Here is an 11,205-nt window from a genome sequence, read left to right on the forward strand (position 1 = left end):
CCGACGTCGCGCTGTTCGGCATCGCCGGGCGCTTCGCCGGGGTGCTGTTCTCGCGGTGAGATTCCGCCGCGATCACCAGGGTGTCCGGGCGCTGAGTGTCGTTGATGACCGGGCCCATGCGATCACCGCCGCCGTCGAACACGGTCTCGGCCAGGCCGGCGCAGTGTGCCGCGCTCAGCAGACGGGTAGTGCCCCCCATGTTCATGGGCCAGCCGACCGTGCAGTTCATCGTCCTGGCGCCCGCGTAGTAGGGAGAGGAGTCGTCCTCACGGCACCACGAGGAGCCGTCGGCGCACCTCCCCGCGAAGGGCGTCGTCTCCACTTCGCCGGCGGCCGTGTCCACGCGCACGTCGACCGCCGCCGTGGCCAGGAGGTTCTCGGCGGCGAGGCTCTGGGCCCGCGACCGTCCCTTCGCCCACCTCACGTCGAGGCCGCTGCCGTCCGCGCGAGGGGCGACCTCCCCGACGGCCTCGTTCTCGCCGAGCCGCCGCACCTCCGCGAGGAGCTGCTCCTGGGTGTAGCGCGCCGGCAGCACCCTGACGGGAACGGACCTGTTCTGCTCCTCGATGACGCGCTGGACCGCGGCGGGCACCGCGCCCTGCCAGTAGACGAGAAGTTCCCGGTTCTCCGGTGCCGCGACCACGCTCGCGTACCCGTTCCGCGTGCTCGCGGCAGCCGCCTTCTGGATCTTCTCCGCGGCCGCGTTGAGCTTGTTCTGCGTGCTCATCAGGTCGCTCCAGGTGGCGAACCCACCGGGCACGGGAGCGGTCGCCAGCGCGGCCGCGGTGCCGCCCCCGTTGTCACCTCCGGAGGTCCGAGCCTGGACGGGCGAGCCCCCCAGGCCGGCGAGGAGTAGCAGGGAGACCCCTGTGATGAGCCCGGCACGCCGGACGGCGGATCCACTGTTCACGGAGATCTCCTTACGGAACCACGAGTTCTGGGACGCCTCACGAGCGCGCGACCCATGGCCGTCCGCCTCCTGTGAACTGTCCGTCATGGGTAAGATTCCACGTCCCCATAATCTTGTCAATGACAAGATTGACACGCCGAATCTCCTCCTGACTATCCGTCACGCGACGCGGTGATCACCTCGACGGGCCCCGGCAGAACCGCGATCTCCACGAAACCGGTGTCGCTAAGGAGCCGCGTGTAGTGCTCGATGTCGTACAGCCGGCTGTGGCAGGCGTCGACGCCCATGAGGAAGTACGACCAGAAGAACTGGGCGGCGAGACGCTCGGGAGTGCGGAACTCCTCGCAGATCATGATCCGCCCGCCGGGCTCCAGCGCCTCATGCGCCTTCTGGAGCAGCGCGCGAGCGGTCGAGACCGGCCAGTCGTGCAGCACCCGGACGAGCGACACCCCGTCGTAGCCACGCGGCAGGGGACCCTCCAGGAAGTCGCCGCCCACGAAGCCCAACCGGTCCTCGTGGCCGCTGTCGCGCCTGACCTGGTCGACGAGCGGCTCAGCGGCGGGCAGGTTGAACACGTCCACTTGGAGGGCGGGACTGGCCGGCAGCAGGGCCGCGGCCAGGGTGCCGTCACCGCCTCCCACGTCGAGGAGCCGGAACGCGGACGTGCCGAACAGGCGGGCGGCATGCGACCGGAACGTCTCGACGAAGGGGCCCAGCCCGGCGGCCATGCTCTGCTCGAAGCCCGCGAGTTGCGTCTCGTCCGGAGGCCAGCCGAAGTCGCCCGCCGGGATCGACAGGGTCCCTCTCAACACCTCGGGCAGGTTCCCGTGCAGGACCCGCCACGGATACTTGTCACGGTCCCGCTCCAGCGCGCCGGGACCGGCCACGGCGAGCACCGCCTCCTTCAGCCCGGAAACGGCGGTGTAACGAGCGAGGAACGGATCGTCGCCCGCGCTCCTGCTCCGGACGAGACCGAGACTCTCCAGGCAGTCCAGCAACTTGTACAGGCGGCCCGGGACCAGTCCCAGCCGGGTGCTCATCTCGGCCACGGTGACCTCGGCGGGCTCCAGCGCGTCGAGCACGCCGAGCTCCAGAGCCGCCTCCACGACGTCCATCGCCTTGGAGCCGTTGGCCAGGAGGCTCATGAGTGCTCGTGGACCGAGCTGGTGGCCGGTCACAGGGTCACCCTCGCGCGCTCGTACTCCAGAGCGTCCATGAACGCGTCGATCTCCTCGATCGTGTTGTAGAAGTGCGGTGCCACGCGGAGTGACCCGCGCCAGCTGCAAACCATGCCGGCGCGCAAGAGTGCCTCCCTCACCTGCCGGTCTCCCGGAAAGCTCAAGCAGACGACCCCGGCACGGCGGGAGGGGTCCCTCGGGGTCACGACCTCGATCCCGGCGGCGTCGGCGCGCTCGATGACGCGGTCGGTGCAGGCCAGGGAATGCCGGCGGATCGCCTGCACGCCCACGCCCGACAACAGGTCCAAGCCCACCTGGGACATCATCGGCCCCAGCGCCATGGGAGTGCCGCTCGCGAGACGGCGGGCGTCGGCCGCCCATCCGGCGGGCGGGCCGAAGGAGGTGGGATCGTCGCCGGCGAACCAGCCCGTCGCCGCGGGCCGCAGGTCCGGCAGGATGTCCGGCCTCACGTAGAGGAAGGCCGTGCCGGCGCCGCACATCCATTTGTGCGCCCCGCCGAGCAGGAAGTCGACGCCGAGAGCGGTGACGTCCAGAGGGACCACGCCGACGGTCTGATAGGCGTCGACGATGACATAGGCGCCCACGCTGTGCGCCCGATCGACGACGCGCCGCAGATCGAGCGCGGCCCCTGTGCTGTAGCTACCGTGCGACACGCATACGCAGACGGTACGTTCGTCGATCGCCTCGACCAGGGCGTCCTCGTCGAACTCCGGTCCTCCGGTGCCCACCACTTCCAGCGCAGCCCCGTACCGGGCGAAGCCGCGCCATATGAACGGCACCGTGGGGAACTCCAGGTCGGTTGTGACCACCTTGTCGCGCGGCGCGCCGAAATCGAGGCAACTGGCGACGCGGGCGAGGAGCGTGCTGAGGTTGAGATCGGTCACCACCGAGCCGGCCGGCGCCCCGATGAACCGGGCCAGGCCCGCGGAGTAGCCCGCCATCTGCTCCAGCCAGCCGCTCCACTCCTCGTCCCGCCAGGTCGACAGCGTCCGCCAGTACCGGCCCAGGACGTCCTCGACTCCACGGGGAACGGCCCCGGTGGAGTTGCTGTTGAGGTAGACACACGTGCTCAGGATCGGGAACTCGGCGCGCAGGGATGCCAGCCGTTCGCTGTCCGTCACCGTCATGGCCCCTCTGTCCGCTCCGCGCCGGGCGCGTATCCGCCGCCGCGGTTCCATGTGGCCGTCATCTCCTCACGGACCTTCCACAGCGGCCGGAACAGCGGCTGCGTCATCCGGCCGGTCAGGACCTGTGTGGGAACGCCGTCCAGCGCGGAGGTCCCCCTGCTGACGCCGATCGTCCTGCGGACGAGCATGAAGTGAGTCACAAGCCACATCTGGTACGCCTCGTCGACATCGACGAGCAGTTCGAAGGTGTACTTCAGGTCGGGGTGCTCGACGTCACGCGGCTCGTAGACGTCACGGATGGACGCCTTCCTGCGCTCCAAGGCCAGGTCGAGCGCTTTGGACACGTGTTCCGCCGCCATCCGCACGCGGTTGAACCCCGGCGACTCCTGGCCGCTGCCGTTGCCGAGGTGCCTGCGGATCGTCTGATACGAGTCCGGTGTCAAGGTCTCCAGCACCACAAGCTCCTGGCGCAGGCCGCCGAAGATGCGCGCGACTCGGCTCAGGCGTGCGGAGGCCTCCCAGAATCCCTCGCGCTCCAGGTCACCGACCACCTCGATCAGTTCGTGCGTCGCGAGCTTCAGCCACAGCTCCTGGGTTTGATGGACGATCTGGAACATCATCTCGTCGGGCGACACGAGGTCGCCGACGGCCGATTGCAGCGAAAGAAGGTCGTCGGTCCGGAGGTACAGCTCGTAGTCGAGTTTGCCCTCCCCTACGAACGTCTTCAGGACGGAGTTCCAGACCGGCTCGGACAGCGTCCGATGCAGGTCTTTCGTCTCTGGTATGCGGCTCTCTCCGCATGCCGGCCCGCAGGTGTGATCGGGTAAGGGAAGGACCTGATCAGCGTCGCATGACTCGACGGCAGGAGCGGTCCAAGACGCGGATGTTTCGTCGCTGTTAATTTCGGATCTCTCCTATAGAGACGACCACCGGGGGGAAATGGCATTCGCGCCGTCACGTTTTCCGTCCGAGCCTCTCGCTCTCTCGGACGGTCGTACACCGTGGCGGTGCGAACGCGACGACGCAGCCTCACCCGGCTACCTTGTGAACGACTTGGGATGGGCCGCGGCACACCTTAAAAACGCTAAAAACGCCTATCGTCCCCTTCAGAGTCTTTAAGGCCGCCCGCACGGCCGCGACCGCCTTCACCACCACGGAAACGCCGGGAAGGCCGACCCCCTCTCACGATCGCGGCCGTATCACTCAATGGCGGGGGCGCCGGTCACGGTAGCGGCCATCACAAGTCGCCTTCAGTCCACGCCGATTAGGTCCCACTAGTGATTCAAAAGAATCGTCTCTCTCCGATCTGCCGCCGGGAAGGCAAAGCCGGACCACCGTTCGCCGGCCGTCCGGAACCTGCCGGAACGAGGACGACCTTGTGCTTCACGCAGCACCTCAGCCCCAGATGAGCGGTGGTCCGATTGTTGACAAGCGCGACTCGAAGGGCTGATCCTTGGTCCGCCGGTTCAGCCTTCTAAACCCAGGGCCGTCTTTCTCGCTCGCTGTGCGCGCGACGGCCCGATCGCCGTCATTCGTCGACCGACCTCTTTGTCACCGCCGATGCGGCCTCTCGTTCTCTGCTGTTGAATAAGGACGACCCATGCCAGAACCATCAGTCGCCGCCCCGTTCACGGAGCCGTACTTCCAGAATCCCTATCCCACGTATGAATGGCTCCGGGACAACCACCCCGTGCACCCGGTGACGGTTCCGGGAACGGATGTCCGGGTATGGCTGGTCAGCCGCTACGACGACGTGCGCGCGGCCTTCACGGACGAGCGGATCAGCAACGACGCCGCCTGGGCGACACAGGAGTTCCGGGAGGCCGGGCTCGTCCTCGGCGCCGGTGGGGACATAGACCGTTCCATGTCCACGGTGGACCCGCCCGCGCACACCCGGTACCGGAAGCTGACGGCGAGCACCTTCACGGCGGCACGGGTCCAGCAATGGGAGCGCAGCGTCAAGGAGATCGTCGACAAGCTGCTCGACGACGTGCGGCCGGGACGTGTCGTCGACCTGCTGGACAGGTTCGCGACGCCCATGGCGGTATCGGTCATATGCGAGGTGATGGGCATACCGTCCGCCGACCGCAAGCTCCTGCGCGAGTGGGGGGACGTCATCTTCACCGCCGATCCGGGACGACGAGGCGAAGCGGTGGACGCGGCCGCGTCACTGGCCGGTTACATCCGCGAGCTGATCGCGGTCAAGAGGAACGACCTGTCCGACGACCTGATGTCCGCTCTCATCCAGGCGCACGACGACGAGGGGCTGACCGAGACGGAACTGATGGCCTCGTGCGCCGGGCTCGTCATCGCGGGTTACGAGACCACCATCGGCCTGACGGGTACGGCGGTGCTGACCCTTCTCGACAATCCCGAGGCGATGCGGGAGCTCCGTGATGATCCGTCCCTCTTGGGCGCCATGGTGGAGGAGGTCCTGCGTTACGACGGCGCCGCCACCACGTCGCTGTGGCGCTTCGCGAAGGAGGACATCGAGATCAGTGGCACGAAGATCCCGGCCCACGATGCGATGTTCCTTCTCATCGGGTCGGCGAACAGGGATCCTCGCCAGTTCACCGACCCGGACACCTTCGATCTGCACCGGGCCGCCAAGCAGAGCCTCGCGTTCGGCCACGGGATCCACCGGTGCGTCGGCGCCGCCCTTGGGCGTCTTGAGCTGAAGGTGAGCGTCGGCGCCGTTCTGGAGCGCTTCTCCGACATCGAGCTCGCGGTGGACAGGGACGAGATCCGGTACAAGCCCCTGGTGGGAATACGAGGGCCCATGTCGCTCCCCCTGATCCTGCGGCCCTAGCCGCGGAGGGACGGTGCCGGTCGGACGGCCGCCCGCCGTCCGCCGTCCGCCGTCGCGGGCCCGGGACCAGGCGGATCCTGGCGAACTCAGCGGGCAGATCAGACAACGGGGGTTGGGAATGAGCAGGACAGGTATGGAGGACCGCGCGGGCGCGGACTCCCACCTGCTGGAGGACATCGCCAGGGCCGCCGTACGGCGGCAGGCAGGCCGCGGGGCCGGAGGCACGGGCTCCGAGGCGGCCGCCGACGGCGGGTGGGAGATCCGCCACCTCGCGCCGTGGACGTATGTCACCCCGGCCGCCTCCCCCATCAGGGCGCAGGGCTGGAAGTTGCATGTGTCGGCGACGCAACTGGCGGCCCCGCTCGTGCTGGCGCGGGCGGCCGAGGTGCTTGCCCGCCACCGCTGCCCGTTCAAGTTCGCCGCCACTCTCGACGATCTGACCGCTCTCGTCGGCCGGGGCGCCGACCGCTCCGCGGTCGGCAAGTTCATCACGGTCTACCCGCCCGACGACGAGACGGCGACGGCGGTCGCCGAGGAGCTGCACAGAGCCACCTACGGCCTGCCCGGCCCGCCCGTTCTGTCCGACCGTGCCTACCAGCCGGGCAGCCTGGTCCACTACCGCTTCGGGGTGTTCTCGGCGCAGAGCGTGCTCGACAACGACGGCGGCTACAGTTCGAGGCTGACCGCCCCCGACGGCACCAGCGTGGTCGACCAGCGCAACGCCTGGTACTCCCCGCCTGCATGGGCCCCGTGCCCGTTCGAGTCGGGCCGGGCTCCCGTGCGGACCACCGCGCCGGAGGCCGTATTGCTGGCCGACCGATTCGTGGTGCGCCAGGCGATCCGCCTCGGCGCGAAGGGCGGGGTGTACCTGGCGGAGGACCGGCTCGCCGGCGGCCAGGTAGTGATCAAGCAGGCGCGCCCGCACCTCAGCTCCACCCTCGGGGGTCAGGACGAACGCGACCATCTCCGCCACGAGGCGAACATGCTCGACCACTTCGGGCCGCTGGGCGTCACGAGCCGCAAGGTGGACCTGTTCGAGCAGGGAGAGGACCTGTTCCTGGCACAGGAGCACGTCGAAGGCATGGTGCTCACCACCTGGGCCGGCGAGGGGAAGCCCGTCTCCCCCGACCGGTGGCAGGACATGGCGGTGAGCGTGGTGCGCGGGCTGACCGGCCTGGTCGGTGTCGTACACGAACAGGGCTTCGTGCTGCGGGACCTGACCCCGGGCAACGTCATCGTCGGCTCGGACGGCCGCTGCCGGCTGATCGATCTGGAGATGGCGGCCGTCCCCGGCACTCCCGTGACGAAGGCGTTCACGCCCGGCTACGCGTCGCCCCAGCAGATGCGCGGTCCGAGGCACGGCCCGGCGCCGACGGCCGAAGTGGACCTGTACGCCCTCGGAGCGACCGTGTTCTTCCTGACCACGGCCTGTCAGCCGGTGCTCAGCGCCGACGAGCCCTCCGGGGTCCGCTCGTGGGATTCCCGCGTACGGACGCTGTTCGACGTGGCCTCCGCGGGCAACGCCCTGGCGCAGGCCATGGCGCCGATGATCCTCGGCCTGATGCGGGAGGACCCGGCCCGGCGCTGGGATCTGCGGCGGGCCGAGGAGTTCCTCGACAAGCTGGACACCGAACCCCGGCCCTTCGTGCCCCACGTCACCGCCCATCGCCTCGCCAGAGCCGATCAGGACCGCCTGCTCCTCGACGGGGTCGCGCACACGCTCCAGCGGATGGATCGCGGCGCGGCCGGCGATCCGGAGGGTCGCGGCCGCCTGTGGCCCACCTCGGGTTCCGGCGACACCTCCGACCCCTGCGCCGTCCAGTACGGCTCGGCCGGGGTCCTCAAACTCCTTGCCTCGCTACTGGACACCCCCGCCTGCGAGGAAGGCGGCGGCCCGGAGTCGTGGCGCGCCGATCTCGCGGACGGGCTGAGGAACGCGGCGGAGTGGACGGTCCGGCGTCTGGCGAGCGAGACCAGGCCCTCCCCCGGGCTCTACTTCGGCCGTGCCGGTATCGCCTGGGGCCTGCACGAAGCCGGCCGCGCGCTCGGCGACGACGGCCTGCGCGCGGCGGGCGCCGACCTGGCGCTCGGTCTGCCGACCACCTGGCCGAACCCGGACGTCTGCCACGGCCTGGCCGGGACGGGGCTCACCCTGCTGCACCTCTGGCATGCCACCGGCGACGAGCGGTTCAGGGACATGGCCGACCGATGCGCCGACGCCCTGCTCGCGTGCGCCGAGCGCACGCCCGACACGGTGTTGTGGACCATCCCGAAGGACTTCCCCTCCGTGCTCGCCGGCGCGACCCACTACGGCTTCGCCCACGGCGTGGCCGGGATCGGGACCTTCCTGCTCGCCGCCGCCACCGGCCTCGGACGCGACGACTGCATGGACACGGCCCTGCTCGGTGGACGGACGCTGCTGGCCGCCGCCTACTCCACCGGCGACGCCTCGTGGTGGGCGGTGTCCCCCGGCGCCGGCACCGTCAAGTTGCCGCACTGGTGCAGCGGGTCCTCAGGGGTCGGCACCTTCCTGATCCGCCTCCACCGTGCCACCGGTGAGGAGCGGTTCCTGCAGGCCGCGAGGAGCGCCGCGGCCGCCGTCCACGGTTCCCGTCTGTCCTCGGGGACCGCCGCCTGCCACGGGCTGGCGGGTGACGGACAATTCTTGCTCGACATGGCCGACCTGCTCGGCGAACCCGACTACCATGCCCAGGCCGAAGAACTGGCCGGATGCCTGTCGGTGCGTTCGGTGCTCCGGGACGGGCTGCTGGTGGTGCCGGACGAGAACGGCGACAAGGTGAGCTTCGGCTGGAACACCGGCCTGGCGGGGGTCCTCGACTTCCTGCACCGGACGCGCCACGGCGGCGCCCGTTCCTGGATGGTCGACGTCCCGGCTCGCGTCACGGTATCGGCCCCGGCGGGCGGCCAGACGCCATGAGCGTGGAGACGACGAGCGCGGTCGCCGGCGGCGGGGCCGCGCCATCGCCTCCTCCCGAGCTGCGGCGGATCAGCTTCCGCTTCTCCGGCGGGGGGCGTCATGCGGTATGCCTCACCGCCTGGGACCGCGGTCCCCTCGCTCCAGAACTCTGGGATCTCACCGGGGCGCGCCCTCGATCCCGCGTGCTTCACCCGTGGGACGGAGAGGACCCCCGGAGCGCCGCGGTGCCGACCGACGACGGGAACATCCTGCTGAGCCGCGCCGAGACCGGAGGGACCCACCGGCTCCTCCTCCTCGTCCCCGGCGCGGCCGGCTCCGGGGCGTCGGTCCACGAGCTGGCCGCCTTCCCAGGTGGCGGCCTGAGGCTGGTGGCCGGTCAGACCGCGCGAACCGCCGCCCTGGCCTTCCACAAGACCCCGGCGGGCGGCACGGCCGTGTGGCGGCTCTCCGGCCTGGCCGAACCCCCCGAACAGGTCGCCGAGGTGCCGTTCCTCTTCGCGGGAGGTGTGTGGCTCGACGAGAGGGGGGACCTCCTCGCCCTGGCCACGCCGTACGGGCAGCGGACGCGCACTGTGGTGCTGGATCTGTCCCGCGGCACCGTCTCCCCGCTTCCCGGCCTGCCAGAGGAGGAGCATCTCCTGCTCGCCGCTCCGCGCGCGGGGACCCTGCTGACGGTCCGCGACAGCGGAGGCGTCCACCGGCTGGGAGTTCGCCGATGGGGCGACGACGGGCCGGCCGTCTTCCCCGAGCACCTGAGCACGATCGAGGGAGCGGTCGCTCCGCTCGCCCTCGACCCGACGGGAAGGCGTCTCGCGCTGTCGGTCACCCGAGGGGTGCGCTCCGGCGTCCTGCTGTGCGACCTGGAGGAGGGCGGCGTCCAGGAGATCGGGCCGGCGGGCGGCACCGTGCTGCCGGCGGCCCGCTGGAGCGAGGACGGGCTGCGGCTGGTCCACTCCGCTCCCGACCATCCGCCACGGGTGGTGACCGTGCCCGCCACCCTCGCGGGGCATTTCGTGGCGGACGACGGCCCGACCCCGTGGGCGCCCGCCGAAGTGCGCCGCTTCGACGGTCCTGGCGGTCCCATCGAGGCCATCGTCTACGGCGATCCCGCCCGCGCGGCGCGCATGGTGCTCGCCCTGCACGGAGGCCCCGACGCGGCATGGCCGCTCGCCTACGAGCCGCTGTTCCAGCGCATGGTCGCCGAGGGTGTCGCCGTGGTCGCCCCCAACCAGCGCGGCAGCACCGGATACGGCGCCGCTCACCGCGACGCGATCCGCGGCGCGTGGGGCGGGCCCGATCTCGCCGACGTCCTCCACCTGGGGCGGGTCCTCCGCGCGGAGCGTGAGCCCGGCGCCTCCCGGCCCATGCTGTACGGCGCGAGCTACGGCGCCTACCTGTCCCTGCTGGCGGCCGCCGCCGAGCCGGGCCTGTGGGCACGCGCCGCCGCCGTCGCCCCGTTTCTGTCCGGACGCGAGTTGTACGAGGACGGTCCGGCGCCGGTGCGGGCCATGCTCGATCGTCTGGGCGGCCGTCAGGAGATCACCGGCGACGACCTCGGTCCCCGCGACCTGCTCCGGCTGGCCGACCGCATCCGGCTGCCGCTCCTGCTCATCCACGGCGAGCGGGACTCGATCATCCCCGTCGGCCACTCGCGACGGCTACGCGACCGGCTGGCGACGGCAGGCCGCCCCGGCGCCGAGTTCGCGTACATGGAGGTCCCGGGCGCGGAACACGACCCGGTGACGGGTCAGGACGGTCACCTCGTCCTCGAACGTCTCATCGCCTTCCTCCGTGGCGCGTCGCCCTCCGCCGGATCGCGCCGGTAGGACCGCCGGCGATGGACGGCTCAACGTGCCGTTCTCCGGGGCACCCGCTACATCGGCGTACCAGGCACAGGCAGCCCGATTTCATTGACCGAACCGCAGGCAGCGATACCCGTATACAGCGAATTCAAGGCCTACAAGTGAGCCACAAGGTCATCTTGTCACCGTCAAGATGGGAACCGTCCCATTCGACCGTTTGGGCCGAACCCTTCAATTCACAAGGAGTCCCCATGTCCCACCGCGACGAGACCGTCATCACCCCCGGCCTCTCCACCAACCACAACGAGACCGTCATCACCCCCGGCCTCTCCACCAACCACAACGAGACCGTCATCACCCCCGGCCTCTCCACCAACCACAACGAGACCGTCATCACCCCCGGCCTCTCCACCAACCACA

General features: G+C 70.3%; 7 protein-coding genes. 3 read left to right on the plus strand and 4 right to left on the minus strand.

Annotation, left to right across the window (positions count from 1 at the left end; genetic code table 11):
- The 4 genes from AB0B89_RS29410 to AB0B89_RS29425 form a co-directional block, all read right to left on the minus strand.
- On the minus strand, positions 1 to 910 hold a 910-nt coding region (locus AB0B89_RS29410; protein WP_358559307.1), incomplete at its 3' end, for a hypothetical protein.
- Positions 911 to 1,062: 152 nt separating this feature from the next.
- Positions 1,063 to 2,055 (minus strand): methyltransferase, encoded by a 993-nt coding sequence (locus AB0B89_RS29415; RefSeq protein ID WP_358559309.1) that lies wholly within the window; start codon positions 2,053 to 2,055, stop codon positions 1,063 to 1,065.
- 29 nt (positions 2,056 to 2,084) lie between these two features.
- Positions 2,085 to 3,236, minus strand: coding sequence for an aminotransferase class V-fold PLP-dependent enzyme (locus AB0B89_RS29420; protein ID WP_358559311.1), 1,152 nt, complete (start codon positions 3,234 to 3,236; stop codon positions 2,085 to 2,087).
- Positions 3,233 to 4,138 carry a tryptophan 2,3-dioxygenase family protein gene (locus AB0B89_RS29425; protein WP_358559322.1) on the minus strand — a complete coding sequence of 302 codons (906 nt, stop codon included), beginning with the start codon at positions 4,136 to 4,138 and terminating at the stop codon, positions 3,233 to 3,235. The genes AB0B89_RS29420 and AB0B89_RS29425 overlap by 4 nt, the downstream gene beginning before the upstream one ends.
- 698 nt (positions 4,139 to 4,836) lie before the next feature.
- Here AB0B89_RS29425 and AB0B89_RS29430 point away from each other — a divergent pair.
- The 3 genes from AB0B89_RS29430 (at position 4,837) to AB0B89_RS29440 (ending at position 10,809) form a co-directional block, all read left to right on the plus strand.
- Complete coding sequence (locus AB0B89_RS29430) at positions 4,837 to 6,045, plus strand: cytochrome P450 (protein WP_358559312.1); 1,209 nt, start codon at positions 4,837 to 4,839, stop codon at positions 6,043 to 6,045.
- Positions 6,046 to 6,163: 118 nt separating this feature from the next.
- Positions 6,164 to 8,983, plus strand: a complete 2,820-nt coding sequence (gene lanL / locus AB0B89_RS29435; protein WP_358559314.1) for a class IV lanthionine synthetase LanL — start codon at positions 6,164 to 6,166, stop codon at positions 8,981 to 8,983.
- Between the two features lie 224 nt (positions 8,984 to 9,207).
- Positions 9,208 to 10,809, plus strand: coding sequence for a prolyl oligopeptidase family serine peptidase (locus tag AB0B89_RS29440; protein WP_358559316.1), 1,602 nt, complete (start codon positions 9,208 to 9,210; stop codon positions 10,807 to 10,809).
- The last annotated feature ends 396 nt before the right edge of the window (positions 10,810 to 11,205 follow it).

This window comes from Sphaerisporangium sp. NPDC049002, assembly GCF_040649355.1.
Lineage (GTDB): Bacteria > Actinomycetota > Actinomycetes > Streptosporangiales > Streptosporangiaceae > Sphaerisporangium.